This window comes from Streptomyces sp. NPDC004126 (genome assembly GCF_050275515.1).
Lineage (GTDB): Bacteria > Actinomycetota > Actinomycetes > Streptomycetales > Streptomycetaceae > Streptomyces.
In genome coordinates, this window is sequence record NZ_JBNNPF010000037.1 from 46578 (window position 1) to 71678 (window position 25101).

A 25101-nucleotide genomic window follows, 5' to 3' on the forward strand; every position below is an offset into this window, starting at 1 on the left:
TCAGTCCTGGCTCAGCACCTGGAAGGGGGCGGTGTCGTGGTAGTTCGCCATGTAGGCGATCCGTCCGTCCACGATCTCGAAGTAGTTCATCACCTCGGCCTCGATGGCCTCGCCGGAGGCGCTGACGGCGCTGAGGTGGGACACGGCCGCGGCCTTGGTCCCGTCGACCAGGAAGTGCACGGGCTCGTTGCGGAAGACCCGGTACATGGTCCCCATGCCCTTCATCATCGAGCGCAGGGTCTCCAGCCCCTCGATGTGTCCGGCGAGCTGCTCGTCCATGACCTGGTCGTCGGCGAACAGGTCGCACCAGCGGTCCCAGTCCCCGGCGTTGGCGTACTGGTAGTACTTGGTCAGGATCTCTCGGGCGTCCATCGCGTCTCTCATCCCCCTATCGGTCCCTGCGGGTCCCGTCCGGCGCGAACGGTGCCCAGAACTGGCTGAAGGCGGCCGCCGTGTCCCCGAAGAGCCCGTCGCGGCCCTCGGTGATCCGGCCGTCCCGCCACCGCATGAAGTGGAAGACCTGGTAGTCCATCCGCTCGTACGGGGAGCCGGCCGCCGGGTCGGCGCCGTCGCGCAGGGCGGTGTTGCGGCACACGTCGGCGCTGCAGTCCTCCCCGACGAGGACCGCCTCCAGGTCCATCCGGAAGCTGCCGCCGGTGAGCTTGTGGGTCTGGCCCATCAGCTCCAGGAAGGCGTCCAGGCCCTCGTACCAGCCGGCGAGCGGGTGGTTGCCCGGCACCAGCCAGCGCAGGTCCTCCGAGTAGTAGTCGAGGATCCGGGCGCGGTCTCCGGAGCCCAGCGCCCGGTAGGCGGCCTCGACCCGCTCGCGTGTCACCTCGGTCATCGCGCCGCCCCCCTCAGAGCGAGCCCGAACCGGGCATCGGCGCCAGTTCGTTGACGGTGTACTGCTTGATCAGCGGCCCGTCGTCGCCGGCCACGACCGTCCAGGTCTGGTCGGCGTCGAAGCCCAGCCACTGGCTGCGGGCGCCCGGCGGGTCCCAGATCTTGGCCTGCCAGTTGACGAGGACCCGGACGACGGCGCGGTCGCCCTCGATGACCGGCTCCACCTTGGTGACCGTGTGCACCTCGTCGAAGAACCGGTGGGTGACGGCGTCGTACCAGCGGCCGAAGCCCTGGTGCCCGAGGAAGGTGTCCTCGGGGACCTTGAACTCCAGGTCCTCGGTGATGAGGGCGAGGACCTGCTCCAGCGGGAGGTGCCGGTCCAGGGCCACGTACCAGTTCTCGGCGAAGGCGCGGATCGCGTCCTCGGTCAGCCGCTCGGCGGGCATGCGGTCTCCTCCTGTCCGTCGGTGTGTCGCGTGGTGTGCCCCGGCCGGGCCGGGTGCGGGCACTGTTCAGACCTGGACGTCGACCAGGTACGGGCCGGGGTGGGCCAGCATCCGGGTGACGGCGGCCGCGGCCTCGTCGGGCTTCTCCACCCGGGTCCCCTCGGCGCCCAGTGCCCGGGCGAGCCCGGCGAAGTCGATCTCGGGGCGGGAGAGGTCGAAGGAGCCCGGGAAGGCGTGCTCCGCGATGTCCCGCTCCCGCCAGTACTGGGCGATGTTGTCGTCGAGCAGCCGGTACTTGCGGTTGTTGCAGACCACGAACTTGGCGGCGATGCCGTGCCGGACCGCCGTCCACAGCGCCTGGTAGGTGTACATCGACCCGCCGTCGCCCGCGAAGCCGACGACGAGCCGGTCCGGGTGGGCGAGCTTGGCGCCGACCGCCCCCGGGAAGCCGACGCCGAGGGAGCCGCCGCGGGTGAGGTGGTAGTCGCCCGGCCGCTCGGGCGGCAGGTGGCGGGTGACCAGCGGGGAGGTGGTGAGCGCCTCGTCGAAGACGATCAGGTCCCCTCCGGTGCGTTCGGCGAGCGTCCGCAGGAAGACGGCCATCGGCGTGTCGTCGTCCGTCCGCTCCAGGGCGTCCCGGGCCCGCTCTCGGGTCCGCACGTCCAGCCGCGCGGCCGCGGCCGCCCGCCGGGCCGGGGCCAGCCGCTGTTCCAGTGCGCCGGCCAGCGCGCGCAGCGCGTGCCGCGGGTCGGCGGCCAGGCCCAGGTCCACGGGGTGGTTCTTGGCGATCTCGTAGGCGTTGAGGTCGATGTGCACGACCTTGGCGCCGGGCCGGAAGGGGTTCTCCAGTTCGGGGAACACCTCGGGGAAGACGTAGGTGCCGACGATCAGCACCCCGTCCGCCCGCCCGACCAGGTCCTTGCTGTGCGGGCCGAACATGTGGCCGGTCTGGCCGCGGCGCAGCGGGTGCGAGGCGGCGATGTTCACCTCGGACGAGTCGACCTCGTACACGTCGGCGCCCAGCAGCTCGGCGACGGCGGCGAGTTCGGCCTGCGCCCCGGAGAGCGCGACCCCGTCGCCGACGAGGACCACCGGGTGCTCGGCGCCGGCGAGCAGCTCGGCCGCCCGGCCGATCGAGGCCGGGGAGGGCGCCACGTCGGTGAGCGGCACCGTGGCGGGCAGGACGGGCTCGGAGTTGGGCTCGTCCAGCACGTCCATCGGCAGGGCGACGAACACCGGCCCGCGCGGCGGGGTCAGGGCGATCTTGACGGCCCGCCGGATCGTGCGGAGCACGGACCGGGGGTCGGTGACCCGGGTCGCGTACTTGGTGACGGGCTTGGCCATGGCGACCAGGTCGCAGGCCATCTGCGCGTCCATGGCGTCGTAGCGCACCCCGGCGTCGCCGGCGACCACCACGAGCGGGGTGTGGCCGCGCAGCGACTGGTAGAGCATGCCGATGCCGTTGCCCAGCCCCACCCCGGAGTGCAGCTGGAGCAGGGCCGCGCCGCCGGTGGCGCGGGCATAGCCGTCGGCGATGCCCGCGGCCACGGTCTCCTGGAGGGCGAGGACGTACTGGAAGTCCGCCGCCGCGTCCACCGCGTCGAGGAATCCCTGTTCCACCGTTCCCGGATTTCCGAACATGACGTTCAGACCGTCGGCCTTGAACTGTTCGATGAGCCTTTCCCGTCCGGGAGTGGCTTCGGTATTCATCGGACTCCCCCTATTTCCGCTACCACCCGTAACGGGTGAGACCTTCCTCCAGGACTTCCACGATCTTCTGCCCCGTGAGGTACGAGTCGGGGGTGGAGCGGCCGGTCACGAAGGGATAGTCGACTATCACCGAGAGCGGGTGGCCGAAATTCCCGTGATAGGCGCCGCGCGGGCCGGTCGCATCGCGCAGGATGTACTCCAGCGGATACGGGGGCGGGCCCATGTTGAAGTCGGTGCCGAGGAATCCGGTGCCGTCCTTGTAGTCGTACTCCTTGCAGTGGCCGGTGACGTGCTTGCCCCAGATGATGCTCTTGCGGTCGCCCCAGTCGCGGGCGAAGGCGAGGCAGGCGACGCCGTAGCACTCGGCGGCGACGACCTTGCCGGCCTTCTCGAAGGCCAGGATCAGGGCGTGCACCCGCTCGTTGTTGGCGAGGTCGGCGATCGGACCGCTGCCGCCGACGATGAGGATCGCGTCGTAATCCGCGATGTCGGCGTCGATCTTGTCCAGATCCCGGTGGTACTGCTCCAGCTTGCGCAGGTATCCCTCGTCGCTCGTGTACGGGCGTTCGGGGACCCACGCCTCGATGTCGAGCGGTGAGTCGAGCCGGTTCGACTGCTCGAACTCGCGGCCCAGCCGGGCGTTCTCCTCGGTGGTCACCGAGCGGCCCAGCGGGGGGTCGACGTAGTTCGCGTCGAGGCTCGGCGGAAGTGCGTGCGCGCGCTTTCCGGTCGGCGTGGCGAATACGATCTCGTAGCCCCGCTCGTCGAACTTGGAAACGGGACCGATCAGTTCCTCGGACCAGTAGCCGTGTTCGGAGACAATGACCAGAATCTTTCTGCTCACAGATTCCTCCAGGCGCCGCCTGTTGTCGTTTGCGTCCCCCACACTGCGTGCGCCCGGGGCCCTCGTCAAAGGGCGTGAATGCGACTTCGTGAGGTAGCGGGCAAGGTCGTGGCACCACCTCACGTAGTCGCCCGGCGAGGTCAGGAAGTACCCGCCGGACTTCCTGACCTCGGCCGGATCGGTGAACCGTTCGGGGGTCGTCGACTTATGGTCTGGACGCGCCGTGATGGACGGGCGCGACGGGGCGTACGAGTGCGCGAGGAGAGGGACGGGGACGATGACGACGGATTTGCTGTGCACACACGTCGACCAGATACGTCCGGTGAAGCCATCCGCGGAGGGCTGCGAGGACTGCCTGCGGCTGGGTGACGGCTGGGTGCACCTGCGGATGTGCCTGAGCTGCGGCCACGTCGGATGCTGCGACTCGTCGAAGAACCGCCACGCCACCCGGCACTACAAGTCGACCGCTCACCCGATCGCGGCCTCGCACGAGCCCGGCGAGGACTGGGCCTGGTGCTACGCCGACCAGCTGATGCTGGACCCGGCGTGAGCGCGGCCCCGGAGGACGCCGCCCCCGCCACGACCACACCCGCCGCCACGACCGCGGGCACCGCCGAGCGCGCCGAGAGCCGCAAGCCCGTCATCCTGGCCGTGGACGACGACCCGCAGGTGCTGCGGGCGGTCCGCCGCGACCTGCGCAGCGCCTACGGCGACCGCTACCGGGTACTCGGCGCCTCCTCGGCCGCCGACGCGCTGAAGATCCTGGACTCGCTCGACGAGCGCGGCCACGACCCCGCGCTGTTCCTCGTCGACCAGCGGATGCCCGACGTCACCGGGGTGGAGTTCCTGCTGGAGGCGGTCAGCCGCTTCCCGGACGCCCGCCGGGTCCTGCTGACGGCGTACGCGGAGACGGACGCGGCCATCACCGCCATCAACCGGGTACGGCTGGACTACTACCTGCTCAAGCCGTGGGACCCGCCGCACGAGCGGCTCTTCCCGGTGCTGGACGACCTGCTCTCCGACTGGCTGGCCACCTACCGGCCGGCCTACGACGGGATCATCGTCGCGGGCCACCTGGTCTCCCCCGGCACCCACGCCGTCCGGGACTTCTTCACCCGCAACGGGCAGCCGTTCCGCTTCCTGAACGTCGAGCGGGACCCCGAGGCCCTGACGGTGATCGCCGCCGCACAGGCCGACGCGGCGCTCCCGCTGGTCCGCTTCCCGGACGGGTCGGTGCTGGCCGCCCCGACGGACACGGAGCTCGCCCAGCGGCTGGGCCTGGCCACCACCGCCTCCCGCCCGCACTACGAGTGCGTCATCGTCGGCGCCGGCCCGGCGGGGCTGGCCGCCGGGGTGTACTCGGCCTCCGAGGGGCTGTCCACGCTGATGCTGGACTCCCGCGCGCCCGGCGGCCAGGCCGGCACCTCCAGCCTGATCGAGAACTACCTGGGCTTCCCCTCCGGCCTCTCCGGCGGGGACCTGACCCGCCGGGCCACCATCCAGGCCTCCCGGTTCGGCGCCGAGATCCTGCACCCCGTCGAGGTGGTCTCCCTGACCCGCGACGACCCGGCGAAGATCCTGACCCTGGCCGACGGTACGGAGATCAGCGCGGAGACGGTGCTGCTGGCCACCGGGGTCTCGTACAACCGCCTGGAGGCCCCCGGCGCGGACCGCTTCGAGGGCGCCGGCCTGTACTACGGCGCGGCGACCACCGAGAGCTCGGCCTGCATCTCCCAGCACGTGTTCATCGTGGGCGGCGCCAACTCTGCCGGGCAGGCGGCGGTCCACTTCGCCAAGTACGCGGCCCGGGTGACGATCCTGGTGCGCGCGGCCTCCCTGGACGCGAGCATGTCCCGCTACCTGATCGACGAGATCGACCGCACGCCCAACATCGAGGTGAAGGTCCGCACCACCGTCACCGCCCTGCACGGCGGGGAGCACCTGGAGCGGATCACCCTGCACGACGCCGACACGGGCGAGGACCGGGAGGTCCCGGCGCGGTTCATGTTCACCTTCATCGGCGCCCGCCCGCACACGGACTGGCTGGCCGGGGTGGTGGAGCGGGACGAGTACGGCTTCGTCCTCACCGGCTCCGACCTGATCGCCAACGGCGGTGAGCTGCCGGCGGAGTGGAGCCTGGAGCGGGCCCCCTACCCGCTGGAGACCAGCGTCCCCGGGGTCTTCGCGGCGGGCGACGTGCGCGCCCACTCGGTCAAGCGGGTCGCCTCGGGCGTGGGCGAGGGCGCGATGGCGGTCTCCCTGATCCACCGCTACCGCTCGATGGGCTGAGAGCGAACGCTCCGGCCCTTGCGATCACGAGGAGAGCGGATGCAACGTTGATTACATGATTACAGCCGAACAGAGCGAAAAGCTCCGCGCGTGGTTCGCCGAGCGCCTGCCGGTGGACGTCTACGAGTCACTCGTCTCGGTCACCGTCGACCGGGAGGAGATCACGGTCGTCGGCAGGGTGCCGGCGTCCGAGTCGGTCAAGGAGTTCCGCGAGCGCACCCGCGAGCAGCGGATGGAGGTGGCCCGCGAGGCGGAGGAGCTCTACCGCCGCAAGGTCGCCTGGGGCGTGCGGTCGGGTGAGGAGACGGTCCTCTTCACCCACCTCGCCGTCCCCGTCATGACCCGGCTGCGCCAGTCCGAGCGCCAGGTGCTCGACACCCTGGTCGCCGGCGGCGTGGCGCGCAGCCGGGCGGACGCCCTGGCGTGGTGCGTACGCCTCGTCGGTGAGAACGCCGACTCCTGGCTCACCGAGCTGCGGGACTCCCTCGACAAGGTGCGGCAGGTGCGCGCCCAGGGTCCGGACCTCCAGAAGTCTGGGTCCGAGTGACGGAAAACCTGTCCGGGTACGCATGATCCCGGAAAGGTAGCCGGGACGACCTGACTCCAGGGAGAGGCACGCAACCCATGACCACCACCGTCGAGTACATCCGCTACCGGATCGCCTCGCAGGACCAGCAGGCGTTCGAGGACGCGTACGCGAAGGCCGCCGAGGCCCTGGCCGCGTCGCCCGAGTGCATCGACTACGAGCTGGCCCACAACACGGACGACACCGAGAAGTACATCCTCCGCATCCGCTGGACCTCGGTCGACGCCCACCTGAACGGCTTCCGCAAGGGTGAGCACTTCCCGGCGTTCTTCAGCGCGATCCGCCCGTACGTGACGAACATCGAGGAGATGCAGCACTACTCCGTCACCGGCGTGGTGGGTCCGGGAAAGGCCGCCGGACAGTCATGAGCACGACTCCCACGATCTACGAGTGGATGGGCGGGGCCGAAGCCCTGGAGAGGCTCACCGACGCCTTCTACGCCCATGCGCTGCGCGACGAGATCCTGGCCCCCGTCTTCGAGGGCATGGACTCGGAACACCCCCGGCACGTCGCGGTCTGGCTGGCCGAGGTCTTCGGCGGCCCGTCCGACTACTCGGCGCACCACGGCGGCCACCAGCACATGGCCACCAAGCACCTGGGGCGCGGGATCACCGAGCGGCAGCGCCGCCGCTGGGTGGACCTGCTGCTGGACACGGCCGACGAGGTCGGCCTGCCGACGGACCCGGAGTTCCGGGCGGTGTTCGTCTACTACATCGAGTGGGGCACCCGGATGGCCCTGATCTACTCGGGCCCCAACCCGCCGCCCGTGGACGCGGCGAAGATCCCGGTCTGGTCCTGGGGCCAGACCCCGCCCTGGCAGCCGCAGGCGGCGAAGGCGGAGTGACACCCCGTCGGGGGCCGGTCCGCACCGGCCCCCGACCGGACGCGCCACGGCCATTTGGGCGGAATGGTGACGTCCCGTCATGGGTCGGCAACAGTGTGCGAGGAGAGGGGCTCCGGGGACTCCGTGCGGGCATGACCGGGAGGTCGCACCACCTCCCGACCCATGCGAAGCACACGGGGGCCCACCATGAGCACCGCCCGCAACAGATGGCAGACCTACGCCCTGGGAGCGGCGGCCGTCGCCGCGCTCCTCACCTCCACGGCCTGCGACTCCGGCAAGGCCGACGGCGAGAACCCCACCGCCTCCCCGTCGGCCTCCGCGTCCGCGCCCGCCTCCCCCGGCACGAGCGCCGCCCCGGGCACGGGCCCGTCGGCCTCCGCGCCCGCCTCCCCCGGCGGCAAGGCGAGCCCCTCGCCGAGCGGCCCGGCCGCCCCCACCACGGGCGCGAAGCCGGCCGCCAGGGCCTGCAGCCACGACGACCTGTCGATCACGCCGTCGCTGTGGAAGTCGGACTCCGGCCAGAACCTCCTGATCACCGCCACCAACAACAGCGGCACGGCCTGCACCCTCTACCACCACCCGTACGTCGGCTTCGGCACGGTGGTCGCGGGCCCGCTCCCCCCGATGGGCTCCGCGCCGCGCGCGGTCGCCACCCTGCAGCCGAAGGAGAAGGCGTACGCGGGCGTGTACATGTTCCGCGGGGGCGAGCGGACGGTCGCCGTCACGGCGCTGTCCATGGGCTACCAGGACCGCGCGCCCGGCAGCAACAAGGACTCGGGGTGGCTCGAACAGGGCCTGGCCGCCTGGACCGGGGACCTGAACGTCGGCCGCGACGCCAAGGTGACCTACTGGAACAAGGACCTCCGCGCGGTCGAGGACCAGCTGTTCCGGCCGGGCAAGGGCTAGGGCCGGCTCCAGGGCCCGGCTAGGCGGACAGCAGTACCGTCAGCGGGGGCGCCCCGTCGCGCTCCCGCTGCTCGCGCCAGAAGTCCGCGGCGCCCTCCAGGACCTCCGTCAGGGTGTCCCAGTCCTCCGGCCGCTCGGCCGCGTAGCCGCGCCAGGAGGTCACCGCCAGCAGCCGCCCGGGGGCCTCGGGCAGCCAGGACAGGTCCGCCAGCACATCGGCCAGCGCGTCCCAGTTCCCGCCGAACCACTCCGGCGCCGCGAGGGCCCGCGCGCACCGCCGCAGCAGCGCCGCCTTGCTCCGTACGCCGTCCAGGTCCAGGCGTACGACGCCCCAGCCGGCCTCCTCGGCGGCGGCCAGTGCGGGGGCGAGGGGCTGCGGGTCGAGGGTCATCGGAGAACCGCCTTGAAGGTCTCGTAGTGGTCGTCCGTGTAGTAGAACTCCCCGCCCCCGCCCGTCACGATCCGCCGGGCCCCGCGGTCGCGCTCGCCCGGCGTCCGCACCGTGTACTCGTGGTAGTAGCCGCGCTTCTGCTTCGGCAGGACCTTCTCGAAGTTCCCGAAGACGGTGCCGTCCTGCCGGTACGGGTACGGGCCGCCCTTGTCGATCAGGGCGAGCACCTCGCGCGCCTGCGGGGGCAACGCGTCGGCCCGTACGGTGGGCATCCCCTTCGCCCACCCGGGAGCGGGCGCGGCGGTGCTCGCGGCGGACGAAGGCCGCGCCGGAGCGCTCCCGCCGCCGCAGCCCGCCAGGGCGGCGGTCAGCGCGGCGCACAGGAACAGGGCCCCGAGCACGCGTGACAACGACCGGGGCACGTTCCTGAGGATCATGACCCGATCGTGCCAAATATCCGATTCGGTGGCGAATCGCCCGGCGGTGTCGGAGGGCGTGTCGGAGAGGGTGTCGGAGGCGGTGTCGGAGGGGGTGTCAGAGGACGGACATCTTGCCGTAGGGGCTCAGGACGCGCTTCTGCACGGAACCGAAGTCGACGAGGACGGCCTCCGCCTCGACTCCGATGACCCGGCCGAGGCCGTGCTGGTCGTGGCTGACGCGGTCGCCCACCTCGAACCGCCTGACCGGCGGCTCCACGGGCGCCCTGAACGGGCTGGACGGCAAATGGCGGCGAGGCACTGCTGATTTGGTCATTGACCTCAGTATGGGCCCGCGGGGCCGCCCGGGGGTCGACTCCGACGGTCTCGATTGCAGCACCATTCGCCACACGCACCGCAGGGGAGCCCCCGTGAGGACTCCCCTGCGGTGCGCCGGCCGGGGCCGGTCAGTCGTCCGGGTCGGCCCGGTCCAGCGCGGGCCGCAGGCCGGGCTCGGACTCGGTCAGCAGGTAGTCGGCGACCGCCGTGTCCGTCACCAGGCTGGTCACCAGCCCGGAGCGGAGCACCGCGCCGATCGCCGAGGCCTTGCGCAGCCCGCCCGCGATGGCCACGACCTCGGGGATCCGGCGCAGCCGGTCGGCCTCGACGGTGATGCAGCGCTCGCCCAGGTCCCGGCCGACCCGGCGGCCCTCCTTGTCGAAGAGGTGGGCGGACATCTCCGCCGCTACGCCGAGCGAGGCGTAGTGCGCCCGCTCCTCGTCGGTCAGCATGTCGTGGACGGTCGAGATCCCCGGCTCCCAGGAGCCGATGGACACGGCGGCGACGGTCACCTTGTCGAAGTACTCGAAGGCCCGCGCGATGCCGGTCTGGCTGCGCAGCGCGGCCGCGGTCGCCGGGTCCGGGAGCAGCATGGGGGCGTAGATGGGGTGCGCGTCCCCGCCGGAGACCTGTGCGGCCCGGCGTACGGCCTCCACGGAGCCGCGCTCGGCGGTCCCCGCGTCGTACACGCCGGTCAGCTGGACGACGGTGCACGGCGGCAGCCGGTGCAGGGAGGCGGCCATGTGGATGGTCGACCGCCCCCAGGCCAGCCCGAGCACGTCGCCCTCGTTGACCAGTTCGCCGAGCAGGTCGGCGGCGACGGCTCCGAGGTTCTCCGGGTCCGGGGCGTCCTCGCTGGCGTCGGCCGGCGACTCCACCACGACGGCGTGCCGCAGCCCGTACCGGGCGCGGAGCGCGTCGGAGCGCTCCGCGTCCAGTTCCGCCGGTACCCGGATCTCGATGCGGACGAGGTCCCGTTCGAGGGCGGTCTCCAGGACCCGGGCCACCTTGAAGCGGCTCACGCCGAACTCCTCGGCGATCTGGATCTTGGACTTGCCCTCCAGGTAGAAGCGGCGCGCCATGGCCGCCGCCTGCACCAGCTCCGCGGGTCCCATCCGCAGGGCTGACCGTCCCGCCGACATTGCAGACACCGCGCTCTCCTCACTGCTGTTCACACTGTCGTGTTCACACTCTCGACTCGCCGTTCATCCTGTCAGATCCAACGGCCATTGATCAGCCTGGACGGCTTCCGTTCACCGAGCCGTCCCCTGGCGCCCGCCTCAGTGGTCGCAGGCCCAGGGCGCGGCGGCGATCGCCGCACCCGCCTGGTCGCGCAGCGTGCGCACCGCGGCGGCCGGATCGACCGCCCCGTAGACCGCGCTGCCGGCCACGAAGACGTCGGCGCCGGCCTCCGCCACCCGCTCGATCGTCGTGGCCGAGACCCCGCCGTCGACCTGGAGCCAGAGGTCCAGCCCGTGCTTGGCGATCAGCTCCCGGGTCCGGCGGACCTTGGGCAGCATGATGTCCAGGAAGGACTGGCCGCCGAAGCCGGGCTCGACGGTCATGATCAGCACCATGTCGAGCTCGGGGAGGATGTCCTCGTACTGCTCGATCGGGGTGCCGGGCTTGAGGGCCATGGCCGCCCGGGCACCCTTGGCCCGGATCTCCCGCGCGAGGCGCACCGGCGCCGCCGCGGCCTCGGCGTGGAAGGTGACCGATCCGGCCCCGGCCTCCACGTACTGCGGAGCCCAGCGGTCCGGGTCCTCGATCATCAGGTGCAGGTCCAGGGGGATGTCCGTGGCCCGGCTGAGGGACTCCACGACCGGCACGCCGAGGGTGAGGTTCGGGACGAAGTGGTTGTCCATGACGTCGACGTGCAGCCAGTCGGCCCCCTCGACGGCCTTCGCCTCCTCGGCGAGACGGGCGAAGTCGGCGGACAGGATGCTGGGATTGATCTGAACGGCCATGCCCCCAAGCCTGCCATGCCTGCGGGCACTTCCGGCCACGGCCCCGGAACCCGGGATTCTCGTAGCGATGCTTAAGCGATCATGACTATTGTGCCACTCGTCCTGAGAAGTCGGGCCGGCACGGGGGTGCGATGTGGAGCACGGAGAGCCGGCGCGGTTCGCCGTCGGCACCGGCCACGCCTGGTACCGGGGCCCTTCGGGGACCGGCACCGCCCACGCCCACGCCGCGTTCCAGATCACCGTGGCCCTGCGGGGCGAGGTGGAGATCGTGGACGGCGACGGGATCCACCACCGCTCGGCGGCCCTGACCGTACCGCCGATGGTCCCCCACCGGCTCCTGCCGGCGCCGGACGTGCTCACCGTGTTCGTCGAGCCGCACCGCGCCTTCGCGGACCTGCTGCGGGCGCGCTGCGCGGGCCGGGTCACCGCCACCCCCGAGCTGCGCGGCCTGCGCCGGGCGGAGGTCCGCCACGCCACCGGACGGCCGTCCCGCGAGCTGGACGGGCGTCTGGTGGCAGCGCTGGACGCCCTGGTGGACGGCGGGCCGTCGATGCCGGAACTGGCGGCCTCGGTCGGGATGTCCCCCCAGCGGCTGCGCGCCCTCGCCCGGCGGGAGTTGGGCGTGCCCCTGCCCCGGTGGCGGATCTGGCAGCGGCTGGCCCGCGCCGCCGAGGCACTCGCCGCGGGCGGGTCCCCGGCACAGGCGGCGGCCGCGGGCGGCTTCGCCGACCAGGCGCACTTCACCCGGCAGCTGCGCGAGATGACGGGCCTCACACCCGCCGTCGTCCTGCCCGCCCTGCGTCCGCCGGGGGCGGACGGCCCCCGTCAGCCGCGCCGGCCCACGTAGACGGAGATCGAGCCGGTGGCCGTCGGGACCACCTCGGCCTCCCGCACCTCCCGGAACCCCGCGTCACGGATCATCGCCGGCAGGACCCCCTCGGCGTTGGGCCGGGTGTCCTCCCGGCCGTCCGCCCACTGGACGGTGCGGAAGGCCAGGCGCATGGCCCGGGTGCGCTGCAGCCCGTAGTCGGCGATCACCAGCCGGCCGCCGGGCCTCAGCACCCCCGCCATGGAGGCGAGCACGGCCCGTTTCGTCTCCACCGGGCACTGGTGCAGGACCAGGCTGGAGACCACGGTGTCCGCCGTCCGCGCACCCAGCAGCTCCGTCAGCCCGTCGCCCATCCCCAGCCGCCACACCGGCGCCGCGCCGGCGGCCTCCGCCTTGCGCCGGGCGGTCTCCAGCACCGCGGGATCGGGGTCGACCCCGACGATCCGCGCCCGCGGCTCGATCAGGCCCAGCATCACCGCCAGGGAGCCGGTCCCGCAGCCCACGTCGACCACCGTCTCGTCGGGGCGCGGCGCCACGTGAGCGGCCGTCAGGGCCCGCCACAGCCGCTCCCGGGTGAGCGCGATCACCGGGTCGTAGAAACGGGTCGGTGCGAAGCGCCCCAGCGCGGGAGTGAAGGCCCGCCCGGTGTGCTCCGTCTGCTGCGTGGTGTCCGTCCGCCGGTTCATGCCCACAGTGTCGGAGCCGCGCGCCCCGCCCGTCTTGAACGAAGCGCTCGTTACGCGGTGCGCCGCAGCAGGGCCAGGTACATGGCGTCCGTACCGTGCAGGTGCGGCCACAGCTGGACGTCCGGGCCGTCGCCCAGCGCCGGCACGCCCTCCATGTAGGGGCGGGCGTCGACCAGTTCGGCCGCCACCGGGGAGTGGCCCGCGCCCCGGCCCCGGAGCACGTCCTCGACGACCACGCGGGTCTCCGCCAGGTGCGGGGAGCAAGTGGCGTACCCCACGACACCGCCCACGCGCACCGCGGACAGCGCCTCGCGCAGCAGCGCCCGCTGGAGCGGCGCGAAGCCCTCCAGGTCCTCCGGGCGACGCCGCCAGCGGGCCTCCGGACGGCGCCGCAGCGCGCCCAGGCCCGAGCAGGGGACGTCCATCAGGACCCGGTCGAAGGAGCCCGGCAGCCACGCCGGGCGGGTGCCGTCGGCCGCGATGACCTGGTACGGGCCCGGGTTCCCGGACAGCGCCTTCTCGACCAGGCGCGCCCGGTGCGGCTGCTTCTCGGAGGCCAGCAGGAACGCCCCGCGCCGCGCGGCCAGCGCGCCCAGCAGCGCCGCCTTGCCGCCCGGGCCCGCGCAGCCGTCCAGCCACCGCTCGTCGCGGCCCTCGACCGGGACCGCCGCCAGGGCCATGGCCACCAGCTGGCTGCCCTCGTCCTGCACACCGGCGCGCCCCTCGCGGACCGCCTCCAGCGCGCCCGGCTCGCCGCCCTCTGCCATCCGGACGGCGTACGGGGACCAGCGCCCCGGCAGCGCCGACTCCTCGCCGAGCGCCTCGACCAGCTCCTCGGGCGTGGACCGGCCGGGCCGGGCCACCAGCGTCACCTCGGGCCGCTCGTTGTCGGCCTCCAGGAGGTCCTCGATGCCGGCCCGGCCGCCGCCCAGCGCGTCCCACAGGGCGCTGACCACCCAGCGGGGGTGCGAGTGGTAGACCGCCAGGTGCTCCTCGGCGTCCTCCTCGTACGGCGGCGCGACCCGCTCCAGCCAGCCGTCCAGGTCGTGCGCGGCGATCTTGCGCAGCACGGCGTTGACGAACTTCGCCCGCCCGTCGCCGAGCACCACGCGCGCCAGCTCCACGCTGGCGGACACCGCCGCGTGGGTGGGGATGCGGGTGCCCAGGAGCTGGTGCGCGCCGAGCGAGAGCACGTCCAGGACCGGCGGGTCCACCTCGCGCAGCGGCCGGTCCACGCAGGCGGCGATGACGGCGTCGTACGTGCCCTGCCGGCGCAGCGTCCCGTAGACCAGTTCGGTCGCCAGGGCCGCGTCGCGCGCCTGGAACTTCTCGTCCTGCCGGGCCTTCTTCAGCAGCGGGGGCAGGACGAGGTTCGCGTACGCGTCGCGCTCGTCCACCGCCCGCAGCGCCTCGAAGGCCAGCATCCGGACGGGGTCCTTCTGCGGCCGGCGGTAGGGCTTGGCCTGCTTGCCGGTGCCGGTCTTGGGGGCGGGACGACGACGGGGCTGTTCGCTCACGTGAAAGGTGCTCCGGAGGTACGAGGTGCGGTGCGGTTGCGTGGGGTCGGCTCGGGATCAGCCTACGTCGGCGGCGCCCAGGCGCTCGCCGGGAGCGATGCGCACCCCGCGGGCCCAGTCGGCGCCCTTCATCGGCTTCTTGCCCTGCGGCTGCACCCACAGCAGCTCGACGGCGTGCGAGCCGGTGCCGACGTACACGTTGTTCTTGGCCGGGGCCAGTACGCCCGGGGCAAGGTCCGTGCGGTCGGGGACCAGCCCGACGGAGATCAGCTTGAGGCGCTCGCCGCGGAAGACGGTCCAGGCGCCCGGGGCCGGGGTGCAGCCGCGCACCACGCGGTCGGCGCGCAGCGCCGGGGCGTTCCAGTCGACGCGGGCGTCCTCGACGGTGATCTTCGGCGCGAGGGACACCCCGTCGGCGGGCTGCTCCATGGCCCGCAGACTGCCGTCCTCGATCCCGTCCATGGTCGCGGACAGCAGTCCGGACCCGGCGAAGGCGAGGCGGGTCAGCAGGTCGCCGCTGGTGTCGGTCGAACGGATCTCCTCGGTGAGGACCCCGAAGACCGGGCCCGTGTCGAGGCCCTCCTCGATGCGGAAGGTGGAGGCGCCGGTGACCTGGTCGCCCGCCATGATCGAGTGCTGCACGGGGGCCGCGCCGCGCCAGGACGGCAGCAGCGAGAAGTGCAGGTTGACCCATCCGTGGCGGGGGATGTCCAGCGCGCTCTTCGGGATCAGCGCCCCGTACGCGACGACGGGGCAGCAGTCCGGGGCGATCTCCCGCAGCCTGGCCTGGAACTCCGGGTCGCGCGGCCGGACGGGCTTGAGGACCTCGATCCCGGCCTCCTCCGCGCGCTCGGCGACGGGGCTGGCGACCAGCCGGCGGCCGCGCCCCGCGGGAGCGTCCGGCCGGGTGACGACGGCGGCGACCTCGTGGCGCCCGGAGGCGATCAGGGCGTCCAGGGCGGGTACGGCGACCTCGGGGGTGCCTGCGAAGACCAGCTTCACTGGGTCCTACCTCGCTATCTCGGCTGTCAGCAGCGCACCAGTCTAGGGGACGGGCACCCCGGCCCACCTGCGGTATCGGGGGGCGTACGCACACACGCGCGCCTCTCGCATATGCCGACACGCCCCCAGTGCGTGACCTGGGCGCCCGCTGGCGCGTTGGTCAAGAGAGATTGACCGAAACGGGCCGCGATCAAGACGGTGACTGCGGCCCGATCCGCTCTCCAGCACCGGTTCGAGAGGCTTCTCCATGGCCGACCACGCCACCCATGACGCCCAAGCACGGGCCAGCCTGCACCTCCTGGTGCGGGACATCGAGCGGGTTCGCCGACAGGTGGACGCACTGCGTACGCTCACGGCCCAGCTCGGCAACGTGTACCGCCCGCGCCGCTCCGGGCCCTCCACGGGCTTCGTCGTCTACGGCAGGGCCCCCGCCCCCACCGTCCGGCTCGCCCAGGAACTGCGGGACAGCGTCGAGACGCTGGTCACCGCGGCGGTGGACTTCGACCGCTCGCTCGGTTTCTCCTGGGACGCCGTCGGTTCGGCGCTCGGCGTCACCAAGCAGGCCGTGCACCGCCGCTACGGGGCACGGCGGGCGCAGGCCGCCGAGGCGGCGGAGCCGCTGGCCGAGGGCACGACGACGCGGACGCTGGGCCCGCTGCCCACCATCCCGGCGGCGCGCTCGGTGCCGCCGCAGCCCGTCCGCGAGGAAGCCCAGGCCGCCGCGGCCCGCCAGTCGGCCTTCCCGGGCCCCCGCAACGGCTGACCCCACCCCCCGCCGCCGGGCCGCCGACCCCCGACGGCACCCGGCCCCCGCGGGCGCTGCCCCTGAGGCGGCCCTGCGGGGGCTGTCCCCTACCCTCCCTTCCACCGTTCCCAGGGGCTCCGCCCCTGACCCCGTTGCGCTCAATCGCCGCGCGGGCTGGATGTGCGCAGCACATCTCAGCCCCGCCTGGGGCCCCTCCCAGCGGTAGCCGGAGGAGTTTGAGGCCCGGGGGTCCGGGGGCGGAGCCCCCGGGAAACGGTGAAAGGGCGGGGCGGGGAGCAGCTCCGCGCAGCGGCACCCCCAAGCCCGCCCGGCCAGGACAGCGTCAGCCGATGTCCGGCGGGTCGATCCGGATCCGCACCGCGTCACCCGCGGCCCCGCCCCGCGCCATCCTCGCGGCCTGGGCCGACTTCAGCGCGGCGGCCAGCGCCGCCCCGCTCCCGGGCGGCACCCGGATCAGCGCCCGCTCCCCCGCCGACGGCTCCCCCCGCCGCCCCGGCACCGGCACGGGACCCAGCACCTCCGCGTCCGCCGGCAGGGCGGTGGCCTCCAGGAAGGCCTCCAGGGCCTCGGCCCGCCCGGCCACCGCAGCCATCCGGGACACCGGCGGGAAGCCCAGCTGCGCCCGCTCGGCCAGCTCCCGCACCGCGTGCCCGACGGGGTCCCACCGCACCAGCGCCTGCACCGGCCGCAGCGTCGGCTCGGCGACCACCACCACCTGCCCGTCGGCCCGGACCAGCGAGGCGGCGGCGATCCAGCGGCGCAGGGCGTCCTCCCCCGCCCGCAGGTCGGGCCGGGACAGCATCGCCCAGCCGTCCAGCAGCAGCGCCGCCGCGTACCCGGCGCCCGCCGCGACCGGCTCGGCGCCCGGGGTGCACACCACCAGCGCGGGCCGGTCGGACACCTCGTCCAGCACGTGGTCCCGCCCGGAGGTGCGCACCGGCACGGCCGGGAAGGCCCGGCCCAGCTCCTCGGCGGTCCGCCGCGCGCCCACCACCTGGGCCCGCAGCCGGAACGAGCCGCACTCCTCGCAGTGCCAGGCGTTCTCGGCCCGCCCGCACCACCCGCAGTGCAGCTCCCGCTCGTCCGGGGCCTCCAGCGGCCCGGCGCACACCTTGCAGCGGGCCGGCGTCCGGCAGCGCTCGCACGCCAGCCGGGGCGCGTACCCCCGCCGGGGCACCTGGACCAGGACGGGCCCGCTCTTCAGGCCCTCCCGCACGGTCTCCCAGGCCAGGCTCGGCAGCCGCGCCGCCCGGGCCGCCCCGTCCCGGGCCAGCTGCTCGTCCCCGACGGTGCGGATGCGGGGCGCGGCGGCCCGTACGGTCTCCCGGTCGGCGACGATCGGCCGGGCCCAGCCGGTCTCCACCAGCTGGGCGGCCTCCACGGTGCAGCTGGTGCTCCCGGCCAGGAAGCCGCAGCCCTCGCTGACCGCGCGCAGCTCCAGCACCTCGCGCACGTGCGGGAAGGGGGCGTGGATGTCGCCGTGGCTGGAGTCGCCGTCGTCCCACACCGCGACGAGCCCGAGGTCCCGTACGGGGGCGAACATGGCCGCCCGGGTGCCGACCACGGCGCGGACCGAGCCCCGGCTCACCGCGAGCCACTGCCGGTAGCGCTTCTCGGGGCCGGAGTCGGCGGTCAGCAGCGCGTGCCGGCCCTCTCCCAGCAGCGCGGTGAGGGCCGCGTCGACCCGGGCGGCGGTGCGCCCGTCGGGCACCACGGCGAGGGCCCCGCGCCCGGAGGCGAGGGTGGCGGCCATGGCCCGGGCCAGTTCGTCCGCCCAGCCGGGGCCGGGCAGGGCCGTCCACACCGCACGGGGGGTGCCGCCGGTGGCGAGGGCGCGCAGGAAGGCGGGCCCGGCCCCGTAGCGCGTCCAGCCGCCCGGCTCGGGCACGGCGGGCGGGGGCAGCGGTTCGGGCGAGGGCTTGGCCTCGGCGCGGGCGCTGCGCGGGGGCAGGGCCAGCTGGAGCACGTCGGCGAGGCTGCCGGCGTACCGGTCGGCGACGGCCCGGGCGAGGGCCAGCATGCTGGGCCCGAGGACCACCTCGGGCGAGACGACCTGGGCGAGGGCGGCCAGGGCGCCGTTGTAGTCGGACTCGGCGCGCCGTTCCACGATGAAGCCGTCGATGAGCCCGCCGCCCTCGCGGCGGCCGCCGTGCACCCGGTGTCCGCCCGCGCCGAAGCGGACCCGGACGCGCACGCCGGGCTGGGCGGCCTCGGACAGCTCGGCGGGTACGGCGTAGTCGAAGAGCCGGTCGAGGTGGAGCACGCCCTTGTTCACCAGGACCCGGGCGACGGGCAGTTCCCCGGCCACGGCGGCCCCGCGCCAGGTGCGCGGTTTGGCCTTGGGCGCCTTGGCCTTCGCCTCGGCGACCATCTCCCGGATCAGGGCGAGCTGTTCCGGCTGGGACTCGTTGGCGCTGCTCACAGAGGCATTCTGACAAACCCCACTGACAGCGAACGGCCCCGGACCGTGGTGGTCCGGGGCCGTTCGCGTTCGTTCGGTACTACAGGCCGGCGGCGGCGCGCAGCGCGTCGACGCGGTCGGTGCGCTCCCAGGTGAAGTCCGGCAGCTCGCGGCCGAAGTGGCCGTAGGCGGCGGTCTGGGCGTAGATCGGGCGCAGCAGGTCGAGGTCGCGGATGATCGCGGCCGGGCGGAGGTCGAAGACCTCGGCGATGGCGTCCTCGATCTTCTGGACGTCGACCTTCGCGGTGCCGAAGGTCTCGACGAAGAGGCCGACGGGCTCGGCCTTGCCGATGGCGTAGGCGACCTGGACCTCGCAGCGCGCGGCCAGGCCGGCGGCGACGACGTTCTTCGCGACCCAGCGCATGGCGTAGGCGGCCGAGCGGTCCACCTTCGACGGGTCCTTGCCGGAGAAGGCGCCGCCGCCGTGGCGGGCCATGCCGCCGTACGTGTCGATGATGATCTTGCGGCCGGTGAGGCCGGCGTCGCCCATCGGGCCGCCGATCTCGAAGCGGCCGGTCGGGTTGACCAGCAGCCGGTAGCCCTCGGTGTCCAGCTTGATGCCGTCCTCGACGAGCTGCGCGAGCACGTGCTCGACGACGAACTCGCGGATGTCGGGCGCGAGGAGCGAGTCGAGGTCGATGTCGGCGGCGTGCTGCGAGGACACGACGACCGTGTCGAGGCGGACCGGCTTGTCGCCGTCGTACTCGATGGTGACCTGGGTCTTGCCGTCGGGGCGCAGGTACGGGATGGTGCCGTTCTTGCGGACCTCGGACAGGCGGCGCGAGAGGCGGTGCGCGATGTGGATCGGCAGCGGCATCAGCTCGGGCGTCTCGTCCGTGGCGTAGCCGAACATCAGGCCCTGGTCGCCCGCACCCTGCTTGTCGAGCTCGTCCTCGTCACCCTCGACGCGGGACTCGTAGGCCGTGTCGACGCCCTGAGCGATGTCGGGCGACTGGGCGCCGATGGACACCGACACGCCGCAGGAGGCGCCGTCGAAGCCCTTCTTGGACGAGTCGTAGCCGATCTCGAGGATCTTCTCGCGGACGAGCTGGGCGATCGGCGCGTACGCCTTGGTCGTCACCTCGCCCGCGATGTGCACGAGACCGGTCGTGATGAGAGTCTCCACGGCCACACGCGAGGTCGGGTCCTCGGTGAGGAGCGCGTCGAGGATCGTGTCGCTGATCTGGTCAGCGATCTTGTCGGGGTGACCCTCGGTCACGGACTCCGAGGTGAACAGGCGACGGGACACAACGCTCCCTGGGGTTGCAGCGGCTGCTGGCTGATCATTTGGCGGAACCACACCGGGGGCTGCGCCCGATCACGTTCCTAGTGCAGTTTATCGGTCGCCACCGTCCGCAGGACCACCCGTCTCGCCCAGTGGGAGCCGTGTGACCTGCGGCACTCCATTCTTGCGCACAGATGTACCCGCGAGAAGGAAAACGCTCAGGCGCGGTGAAGATCACGTCGGGACGCGAGTCGCGGGGCGACCTGGTCCCAGATGACATCCGCCAGAACTTCCTTCGGACCATAGGGTACGGGAGTCTCCGCCCCGTCCGAAGCGAGGATGACAGCCTCGTTCTCCTCGGAACCGAAGGTCTTGTCGGCGCCGACCTCGTTGACCACGAGGAGGTCGCAGCCCTTGCGCAGGAGCTTCGCCCGGCCGTTGGCGAGCCCGTCGTCCGTCTCGGCGGCGAAGCCGACGACGATCTGGCCCTCCCGGGCCCGCTCGGCGGAGACCTCCGCGAGGACGTCGGGGTTGCGCACGAGGGCCACGGGCTCGGGGTCCTGGCCGTCCTTCTTCTTGATCTTGCCGTCGGCGTACACGGCCGGGCGGAAGTCGGCCACCGCGGCGGCCATCACCACGGCGTCCGCGTCCGCGGCGGCCGCCAGGACGGCCTCCCGCAGCTGGAGGGCCGTGCCGACGCGTACGACGTCCACCCCGGCCGGGTCGGGCAGCGCGGTGTTGGCGGCGACCAGGGTGACCCGGGCCCCGCGCGCGGCGGCGGTGCGGGCGAGGGCGTAGCCCTGCTTGCCGGAGGAGCGGTTGCCGAGGAAGCGGACCGGGTCCAGCGGCTCGCGGGTGCCGCCGGCGCTGACCACCACGTGCCGTCCGGCGAGGTCGGGCTCCGCCGCGCCGCGGGCGAGGACCCTGCGGCAGACCTCGAAGATCTCCTCCGGGTCGGGCAGCCGGCCCTTGCCGGTGTCCTTGCCCGTGAGGCGTCCGACGGCCGGCTCGATGACGACGGCGCCGCGCCTGCGCAGCGTGGCCACGTTCTCCTGGGTGGCGGGGTGCTCCCACATCTCGGTGTGCATGGCGGGCGCGAAGACCACCGGGCAGCGGGCCGTGAGCAGGGTGTTCGTGAGCAGGTCGTCGGCCAGCCCGTGGGCGGCCTTGGCCAGCATGTCGGCGGTGGCCGGGGCGACGACGACGAGGTCGGCCGCCTGGCCGATGCGGACGTGGGGCACCTCGTGGACGGTCTCCCAGACCTCGGTGGACGCCGGGTTCCCGGAGAGCGCGGCCCAGGTGGCCTCGCCGACGAAGTTCAGGGAGGACGCCGTGGGCACCACCCGTACGTCGTGCCCCGACTCGGTCAGCCGGCGCAGCAGCTCGCACGCCTTGTACGCGGCGATCCCGCCGCTGACCCCCAGCACGACCTTCGGCTTGTCCACTGCTACTCCCGTGATCGATTGCATCGGTACCTATGACACACCACAGGCCCGGCAGCGGTGCTGCCGGGCCTGTGGTGACGATGTCGTGCCTTACTGGGCCGGGGCCTCGATGGCCTCGGAGGTCAGCAGACCCGCGTTGATCTCGCGCAGTGCGATCGAGAGCGGCTTCTCGTGGACGTGGGTGTCCACCAGCGGGCCGACGTACTCCAGCAGGCCCTCACCGAGCTGCGAGTAGTACGCGTTGATCTGACGCGCACGCTTGGCCGCGTAGATCACGAGGCTGTACTTCGAGTCCGTGGCCTCGAGCAGCTCGTCGATCGGCGGGTTGATGATGCCCTCGGGCGCGGTGATGGAAGAGGACACGCTCTACCTTCCGAAGATGGGTAAAAGATCAGACAACTGCCATCAAGGCTAGCAGCTCACGTGCTACGTCCTCGACGGAGGTGTTGACGAGGGTGGTGTCGAACTCCGACTCGGCAGCGAGTTCGGTCTTGGCGGCGTCGAGCCGCCGCTCGATGACCTCGGCGGACTCGGTGCCCCGGCCGGTGAGCCGGCGGACCAGCTCGTCCCAGCTCGGCGGGGCCAGGAAGACCAGCTGGGCCTCGGGCATCGACTCGCGGACGAGCCGGGCGCCCTGGAGGTCGATCTCCAGCAGCACCGGTTCGCCGTTGTCCAGGCGTTCCAGTACCGCGCCGCGCGGTGTGCCGTAGCGGTTGCCCGCGAACTCGGCCCACTCCAGCAGCTCGCCGTTGGCGATCAGCTTGTCGAACTCGTCGTCGTTGACGAAGAAGTAGTGGACTCCGTGTCGCTCACCGGGCCGCGGTTTGCGGGTGGTGGCCGACACCGAGAGCCACACCTCGGGGTGGACCTTGCGCATATGCGCGACGACCGTGCTCTTGCCGACCCCCGAGGGGCCGGAGAGCACGGTCAGCCGCGGACGAACCTCTGCTGCCATAGAGCGATTATCCAGGTTCTCGGGACTGCCTGAGAACGCCGGGAGAACTTCGGGCGACGCCTCAGGCGCCGCTACCGCCGAACTCTCGCTCCAGAGAGGCGATCTGGTTGGAGCCGAGACCTCGGACACGCCGGGACTCGGAGATGCCGAGGCGCTCCATGATCTGCTTGGCGCGGACCTTGCCGACGCCGGGCAGCGACTCGAGAAGGGCGGAGACCTTCATCTTGCCGATGACGTCGTTCTCCTGTCCCGTCTTGATGACGTCGTGGAGGGAGGCGCCGGAGTGCTTGAGTCGATTCTTCACCTCGGCCCGCTCCCGGCGAGCCGCGGCGGCCTTTTCGAGCGCTGCTGCGCGCTGTTCAGGGGTAAGGGGCGGAAGAGCCACGCCTACGTCACCTCGGATGTCGAACTGTCGGATACGGACCGGCGGGGAGCCCGTGGGCACCACGCCGGGCGAGGTCCCGAACAGCGATGGAATTCGCTCGCTGCTCGTTCACTCTGGTCGGAGACTAGCGGCCAAGGCCGCTCCAGTCAGCGAGAACGGACGAAAAGTCCTGGTCAGCCTCCACTGAACCGTACATCACAGACATATCACCCCGGTTTTGTCCGGGGAAAGACGTTCGATTTTCGAGATCCCGTGTGCCCGCGCCGCTCCGGCGCCCCTCGGATCAGCCCGCGACGGCCTCGCGCACCTCGTCGGCGAAGCGCTTCGCGGAGGCGCGCAGGGCGGCGGCGTCCGGACCGTGCTTGAGGACTCCCCGGGAGACGTTGGGGACCACGTTGGCGACCGCGGCGCCGAAGACCGCCGGGAGGTCGGCCGCGGTCGCGCCCTGGGCGCCGATGCCGGGGGCCAGCAGCGGGCCGTTGATGTCCAGGTCGAAGGAGGACAGGTCGCCCAGCGTGGCACCGACCACCGCGCCGAAGGAGCCCATGGGCTCGGCGCCCGCGTTCTCCGCCGCCAGGTGGGCCAGCATGGTGGCGCCGATCGAGCGGCCGTCCTCGCGGACCGCGCGCTGGACCTCCGCGCCCTCCGGGTTGGAGGTCAGGGCCAGGACGAAGAGGCCGGCGCCCGATTCCCGGGCCAGTTCCACGGCCGGGGCCAGGGAGCCGTAGCCCAGGTACGGGGAGACCGTCAGGGCGTCCGAGAACAGCGGGGAGGACGGGTCGAGGAAGGCCGAGGCGTACGCGGCCATCGTGGAGCCGATGTCACCGCGCTTGGCGTCCATGACCACCAGGGTCCCGGCGGCGCGGGCGTCCGCGACGGTCCGCTCCAGCACCGCGACGCCCTTGGAGCCGAACCGCTCGAAGAAGGCGGCCTGCGGCTTGAAGACGGCGACGGAGTCGGCCAGGGCCTCGACCACCGTGCGGGAGAACCGCTCCAGGCCGGCGATGTCGTCCGCCAGGCCCCAGGAGGCCAGCAGGGCGGCGTGCGGGTCGATCCCCACGCACAGCGGGCCCCGGGCGTCCATGGCGGCGCGCAGACGGGTTCCGAAGGGGGTCACAGGGCTCACGGCGCGGCCTTTCGGGTCTCGGCGCCCACGGCCTCGGCCAGGGTCGCGTAGGGGCTGGCGGCCAGGCGCGCGGCCAGGCCCTTGTGGATGGCGCGGGCGTAGAACGGGCCCTCGTAGATGAAGGCGCTGTAGCCCTGGACGAGCGTGGCGCCCGCCAGGATGCGCTGCCAGGCGTCCTCGGCGTTCTCGATGCCGCCGACGCCCACCAGGACGATGCGGTCGCCGACGCGCGCGTACAGGCGGCGCAGGACCTCCAGGGAGCGCTCCTTGACCGGGGCGCCGGACAGTCCGCCGGTCTCCTTCACCAGGGCCGGGTCGGACTTCAGGCCCAGGCCCTCGCGGGCGATGGTGGTGTTGGTGGCGATGATGCCGTCCAGGCCCAGTTCGAGGGCGAGGTCGGCGACCGCGTCGACGTCCTCGTCCGCCAGGTCGGGGGCGATCTTGACCAGCAGCGGGACGCGGCGGTCGGCGACCGAGCGGTCGGCGGCCTCGCGCACGGCGGTCAGCAGCGGCCGCAGGGACTCCGTGGCCTGGAGGTTGCGCAGGCCCGGGGTGTTCGGCGAGGAGACGTTGACGACCAGGTAGTCGGCGTGGCGGGCCAGGCGCTCGGTGGAGACCACGTAGTCCGCGGCGGCCTCGGCCTCCGGCACGACCTTGGTCTTGCCGATGTTGACGCCCACGACGGTCCGGAAGACGGGATTGCGGGCGGCCAGGCGGTCGGCGACGGCGGCCGAGCCCTCGTTGTTGAAGCCCATGCGGTTGATCAGCGCCCGGTCGGGGACCAGGCGGAAGAGCCGCTTCTTGGGGTTGCCGGGCTGCGCCTGGCCGGTGACGGTGCCGATCTCGACGTGGTCGAAGCCGAGCATCGCCATGCCGTCGATGGCGACGGCGTTCTTGTCGAAGCCGGCCGCGAGCCCGAAGGGGCCGTGCATCCGCAGGCCGAGGGCCTCCGTGCGCAGGGACTCGTACCGGGGCGCCAGGGCGGCGGCGACGAAGGTGCGCAGCACCGGGGTGCGGGCGGCGAGGCGGATCCACCGGAAGGCCGCGTAGTGCGCCCGCTCGGGGTCCATCCGCTTGAAGACCAGGTTGAAGAAGAGTTTGTACATCGTCCGAAAAGTCCCTT

At 72.9% G+C, this 25101-nt stretch carries 29 protein-coding genes; 8 read left to right on the plus strand and 21 right to left on the minus strand.

Going from position 1 to position 25101, the window contains the following annotated elements:
• The 5 genes from ACQKM2_RS28925 to ACQKM2_RS28945 form a co-directional block, all read right to left on the minus strand.
• Nucleotides 1-372: a nuclear transport factor 2 family protein gene (locus tag ACQKM2_RS28925; RefSeq protein ID WP_007262997.1), complete on the minus strand. Its 372-nt coding sequence runs from the start codon at nucleotides 370-372 to the stop codon at nucleotides 1-3.
• Nucleotides 373-388: 16 nt separating this feature from the next.
• Nucleotides 389-844 carry a nuclear transport factor 2 family protein gene (locus tag ACQKM2_RS28930; protein ID WP_427714820.1) on the minus strand — a complete coding sequence of 152 codons (456 nt, stop codon included), beginning with the start codon at nucleotides 842-844 and terminating at the stop codon, nucleotides 389-391.
• A 13-nt stretch (nucleotides 845-857) separates the two neighbouring features.
• Nucleotides 858-1289, minus strand: coding sequence for a nuclear transport factor 2 family protein (locus ACQKM2_RS28935; protein ID WP_427714821.1), 432 nt, complete (start codon nucleotides 1287-1289; stop codon nucleotides 858-860).
• A 66-nt stretch (nucleotides 1290-1355) separates the two neighbouring features.
• Nucleotides 1356-2999, minus strand: a complete 1644-nt coding sequence (locus ACQKM2_RS28940) for a thiamine pyrophosphate-binding protein (protein WP_427714822.1) — start codon at nucleotides 2997-2999, stop codon at nucleotides 1356-1358.
• A 19-nt stretch (nucleotides 3000-3018) separates the two neighbouring features.
• The gene (locus ACQKM2_RS28945) at nucleotides 3019-3843 is read right to left on the minus strand and encodes a type 1 glutamine amidotransferase domain-containing protein (RefSeq protein ID WP_427714824.1); all 825 of its coding nucleotides are present in this window, start codon (nucleotides 3841-3843) and stop codon (nucleotides 3019-3021) included.
• A 277-nt stretch (nucleotides 3844-4120) separates the two neighbouring features.
• Between ACQKM2_RS28945 and ACQKM2_RS28950 the strand changes: the two genes are divergently transcribed.
• The 6 genes from ACQKM2_RS28950 to ACQKM2_RS28975 all read left to right on the plus strand — a co-directional run bounded on the left by ACQKM2_RS28950 (nucleotide 4121) and on the right by ACQKM2_RS28975 (nucleotide 8468).
• Nucleotides 4121-4393: a UBP-type zinc finger domain-containing protein gene (locus ACQKM2_RS28950; RefSeq protein WP_427714825.1), complete on the plus strand. Its 273-nt coding sequence runs from the start codon at nucleotides 4121-4123 to the stop codon at nucleotides 4391-4393.
• A gap of 101 nt (nucleotides 4394-4494) precedes the next feature.
• Nucleotides 4495-6132, plus strand: a complete 1638-nt coding sequence (locus ACQKM2_RS28955) for an FAD-dependent oxidoreductase (protein WP_427714859.1) — start codon at nucleotides 4495-4497, stop codon at nucleotides 6130-6132.
• A 55-nt stretch (nucleotides 6133-6187) separates the two neighbouring features.
• Complete coding sequence (locus ACQKM2_RS28960; protein WP_427714826.1) at nucleotides 6188-6679, plus strand: hypothetical protein; 492 nt, start codon at nucleotides 6188-6190, stop codon at nucleotides 6677-6679.
• 77 nt (nucleotides 6680-6756) lie between these two features.
• Nucleotides 6757-7086, plus strand: coding sequence for a putative quinol monooxygenase (locus ACQKM2_RS28965; protein ID WP_427714828.1), 330 nt, complete (start codon nucleotides 6757-6759; stop codon nucleotides 7084-7086).
• A complete protein-coding gene (locus tag ACQKM2_RS28970) occupies nucleotides 7083-7562 on the plus strand; it encodes a group II truncated hemoglobin (protein WP_427714829.1) in 480 nt (159 codons plus the stop codon). Before ACQKM2_RS28965 ends, ACQKM2_RS28970 begins: the two co-directional genes overlap by 4 nt.
• A gap of 186 nt (nucleotides 7563-7748) precedes the next feature.
• Complete coding sequence (locus tag ACQKM2_RS28975; RefSeq protein ID WP_427714831.1) at nucleotides 7749-8468, plus strand: DUF4232 domain-containing protein; 720 nt, start codon at nucleotides 7749-7751, stop codon at nucleotides 8466-8468.
• Nucleotides 8469-8487: 19 nt separating this feature from the next.
• On the opposite strand, the gene ACQKM2_RS28980 is transcribed toward ACQKM2_RS28975, so the two are convergent.
• From ACQKM2_RS28980 to rpe, 5 genes are all read right to left on the minus strand, one after another.
• Entirely contained in the window at nucleotides 8488-8859 is a 372-nt protein-coding gene (locus tag ACQKM2_RS28980) for a barstar family protein (protein WP_427714833.1), read from the minus strand.
• A complete protein-coding gene (locus ACQKM2_RS28985; protein WP_427714835.1) occupies nucleotides 8856-9296 on the minus strand; it encodes a ribonuclease domain-containing protein in 441 nt (146 codons plus the stop codon). Before ACQKM2_RS28985 ends, ACQKM2_RS28980 begins: the two co-directional genes overlap by 4 nt.
• Nucleotides 9297-9393: 97 nt before the next feature.
• Nucleotides 9394-9612: a hypothetical protein gene (locus ACQKM2_RS28990; protein ID WP_427714837.1), complete on the minus strand. Its 219-nt coding sequence runs from the start codon at nucleotides 9610-9612 to the stop codon at nucleotides 9394-9396.
• 130 nt (nucleotides 9613-9742) lie between these two features.
• Nucleotides 9743-10756: a sugar-binding transcriptional regulator gene (locus ACQKM2_RS28995; RefSeq protein WP_042800630.1), complete on the minus strand. Its 1014-nt coding sequence runs from the start codon at nucleotides 10754-10756 to the stop codon at nucleotides 9743-9745.
• 138 nt (nucleotides 10757-10894) lie between these two features.
• A complete protein-coding gene (rpe, locus tag ACQKM2_RS29000; protein ID WP_007263012.1) occupies nucleotides 10895-11581 on the minus strand; it encodes a ribulose-phosphate 3-epimerase in 687 nt (228 codons plus the stop codon).
• A gap of 133 nt (nucleotides 11582-11714) precedes the next feature.
• On the opposite strand from rpe, the gene ACQKM2_RS29005 reads away from it, so the two are divergent.
• Nucleotides 11715-12428, plus strand: a complete 714-nt coding sequence (locus ACQKM2_RS29005; protein ID WP_427714839.1) for a helix-turn-helix domain-containing protein — start codon at nucleotides 11715-11717, stop codon at nucleotides 12426-12428.
• Here ACQKM2_RS29005 and ACQKM2_RS29010 read toward each other — a convergent pair.
• Genes ACQKM2_RS29010 through fmt form a run of 3 tightly spaced genes read right to left on the minus strand, consistent with a single transcriptional unit; the run spans nucleotide 12407 to nucleotide 15615 of the window.
• The gene (locus ACQKM2_RS29010) at nucleotides 12407-13096 is read right to left on the minus strand and encodes a class I SAM-dependent methyltransferase (protein ID WP_427714840.1); all 690 of its coding nucleotides are present in this window, start codon (nucleotides 13094-13096) and stop codon (nucleotides 12407-12409) included. The genes ACQKM2_RS29005 and ACQKM2_RS29010 overlap by 22 nt on opposite strands.
• Nucleotides 13097-13146: 50 nt before the next feature.
• Nucleotides 13147-14613, minus strand: a complete 1467-nt coding sequence (locus ACQKM2_RS29015; RefSeq protein ID WP_427714842.1) for an RsmB/NOP family class I SAM-dependent RNA methyltransferase — start codon at nucleotides 14611-14613, stop codon at nucleotides 13147-13149.
• A 57-nt stretch (nucleotides 14614-14670) separates the two neighbouring features.
• Nucleotides 14671-15615, minus strand: coding sequence for a methionyl-tRNA formyltransferase (gene fmt, locus ACQKM2_RS29020; RefSeq protein WP_427714844.1), 945 nt, complete (start codon nucleotides 15613-15615; stop codon nucleotides 14671-14673).
• Between the two features lie 247 nt (nucleotides 15616-15862).
• Between fmt and ACQKM2_RS29025 the strand changes: the two genes are divergently transcribed.
• A complete protein-coding gene (locus ACQKM2_RS29025; RefSeq protein WP_007263017.1) occupies nucleotides 15863-16378 on the plus strand; it encodes a hypothetical protein in 516 nt (171 codons plus the stop codon).
• Between the two features lie 325 nt (nucleotides 16379-16703).
• On the opposite strand, the gene ACQKM2_RS29030 is transcribed toward ACQKM2_RS29025, so the two are convergent.
• The 8 genes from ACQKM2_RS29030 to ACQKM2_RS29065 form a co-directional block, all read right to left on the minus strand.
• Nucleotides 16704-18803, minus strand: coding sequence for a primosomal protein N' (locus ACQKM2_RS29030; protein WP_427714845.1), 2100 nt, complete (start codon nucleotides 18801-18803; stop codon nucleotides 16704-16706).
• A gap of 79 nt (nucleotides 18804-18882) precedes the next feature.
• Nucleotides 18883-20091 carry a methionine adenosyltransferase gene (gene metK / locus ACQKM2_RS29035; RefSeq protein WP_007263020.1) on the minus strand — a complete coding sequence of 403 codons (1209 nt, stop codon included), beginning with the start codon at nucleotides 20089-20091 and terminating at the stop codon, nucleotides 18883-18885.
• Nucleotides 20092-20285: 194 nt separating this feature from the next.
• The gene (coaBC, locus tag ACQKM2_RS29040; protein ID WP_427714846.1) at nucleotides 20286-21512 is read right to left on the minus strand and encodes a bifunctional phosphopantothenoylcysteine decarboxylase/phosphopantothenate--cysteine ligase CoaBC; all 1227 of its coding nucleotides are present in this window, start codon (nucleotides 21510-21512) and stop codon (nucleotides 20286-20288) included.
• Between the two features lie 90 nt (nucleotides 21513-21602).
• Complete coding sequence (gene rpoZ, locus ACQKM2_RS29045; protein ID WP_004948662.1) at nucleotides 21603-21875, minus strand: DNA-directed RNA polymerase subunit omega; 273 nt, start codon at nucleotides 21873-21875, stop codon at nucleotides 21603-21605.
• A 28-nt stretch (nucleotides 21876-21903) separates the two neighbouring features.
• A complete protein-coding gene (gene gmk, locus ACQKM2_RS29050) occupies nucleotides 21904-22467 on the minus strand; it encodes a guanylate kinase (RefSeq protein ID WP_427714848.1) in 564 nt (187 codons plus the stop codon).
• 61 nt (nucleotides 22468-22528) lie between these two features.
• On the minus strand, nucleotides 22529-22852 hold the full coding sequence (locus tag ACQKM2_RS29055; protein WP_030234009.1) for an integration host factor: 324 nt from the start codon (nucleotides 22850-22852) through the stop codon (nucleotides 22529-22531).
• 283 nt (nucleotides 22853-23135) lie between these two features.
• On the minus strand, nucleotides 23136-23978 hold the full coding sequence (gene pyrF / locus ACQKM2_RS29060) for an orotidine-5'-phosphate decarboxylase (protein WP_007263024.1): 843 nt from the start codon (nucleotides 23976-23978) through the stop codon (nucleotides 23136-23138).
• Nucleotides 23975-25084, minus strand: a complete 1110-nt coding sequence (locus ACQKM2_RS29065; protein ID WP_427714849.1) for a quinone-dependent dihydroorotate dehydrogenase — start codon at nucleotides 25082-25084, stop codon at nucleotides 23975-23977. Before ACQKM2_RS29065 ends, pyrF begins: the two co-directional genes overlap by 4 nt.
• Nucleotides 25085-25101: the final 17 nt, after the last annotated feature.

Bases quoted from the DNA above. Each gene is read 5' to 3' on its own strand.
- ACQKM2_RS28925 (WP_007262997.1), bottom strand. From the start codon at position 372: ATGGACGCCCGAGAGATCCTGACCAAGTACTACCAGTACGCCAACGCC.
- ACQKM2_RS28930 (WP_427714820.1), bottom strand. From the start codon at position 844: ATGACCGAGGTGACACGCGAGCGGGTCGAGGCCGCCTACCGGGCGCTG.
- ACQKM2_RS28935 (WP_427714821.1), bottom strand. From the start codon at position 1,289: ATGCCCGCCGAGCGGCTGACCGAGGACGCGATCCGCGCCTTCGCCGAG.
- ACQKM2_RS28940 (WP_427714822.1), bottom strand. From the start codon at position 2,999: ATGAATACCGAAGCCACTCCCGGACGGGAAAGGCTCATCGAACAGTTC.
- ACQKM2_RS28950 (WP_427714825.1), top strand. From the start codon at position 4,121: ATGACGACGGATTTGCTGTGCACACACGTCGACCAGATACGTCCGGTG.
- ACQKM2_RS28960 (WP_427714826.1), top strand. From the start codon at position 6,188: ATGATTACAGCCGAACAGAGCGAAAAGCTCCGCGCGTGGTTCGCCGAG.
- ACQKM2_RS28965 (WP_427714828.1), top strand. From the start codon at position 6,757: ATGACCACCACCGTCGAGTACATCCGCTACCGGATCGCCTCGCAGGAC.
- ACQKM2_RS28970 (WP_427714829.1), top strand. From the start codon at position 7,083: ATGAGCACGACTCCCACGATCTACGAGTGGATGGGCGGGGCCGAAGCC.
- ACQKM2_RS28975 (WP_427714831.1), top strand. From the start codon at position 7,749: ATGAGCACCGCCCGCAACAGATGGCAGACCTACGCCCTGGGAGCGGCG.
- ACQKM2_RS28980 (WP_427714833.1), bottom strand. From the start codon at position 8,859: ATGACCCTCGACCCGCAGCCCCTCGCCCCCGCACTGGCCGCCGCCGAG.
- ACQKM2_RS28985 (WP_427714835.1), bottom strand. From the start codon at position 9,296: ATGATCCTCAGGAACGTGCCCCGGTCGTTGTCACGCGTGCTCGGGGCC.
- ACQKM2_RS28990 (WP_427714837.1), bottom strand. From the start codon at position 9,612: ATGACCAAATCAGCAGTGCCTCGCCGCCATTTGCCGTCCAGCCCGTTC.
- ACQKM2_RS28995 (WP_042800630.1), bottom strand. From the start codon at position 10,756: ATGTCGGCGGGACGGTCAGCCCTGCGGATGGGACCCGCGGAGCTGGTG.
- rpe (WP_007263012.1), bottom strand. From the start codon at position 11,581: ATGGCCGTTCAGATCAATCCCAGCATCCTGTCCGCCGACTTCGCCCGT.
- ACQKM2_RS29010 (WP_427714840.1), bottom strand. From the start codon at position 13,096: ATGAACCGGCGGACGGACACCACGCAGCAGACGGAGCACACCGGGCGG.
- ACQKM2_RS29025 (WP_007263017.1), top strand. From the start codon at position 15,863: ATGGCCGACCACGCCACCCATGACGCCCAAGCACGGGCCAGCCTGCAC.
- gmk (WP_427714848.1), bottom strand. From the start codon at position 22,467: ATGGCAGCAGAGGTTCGTCCGCGGCTGACCGTGCTCTCCGGCCCCTCG.
- ACQKM2_RS29065 (WP_427714849.1), bottom strand. From the start codon at position 25,084: ATGTACAAACTCTTCTTCAACCTGGTCTTCAAGCGGATGGACCCCGAG.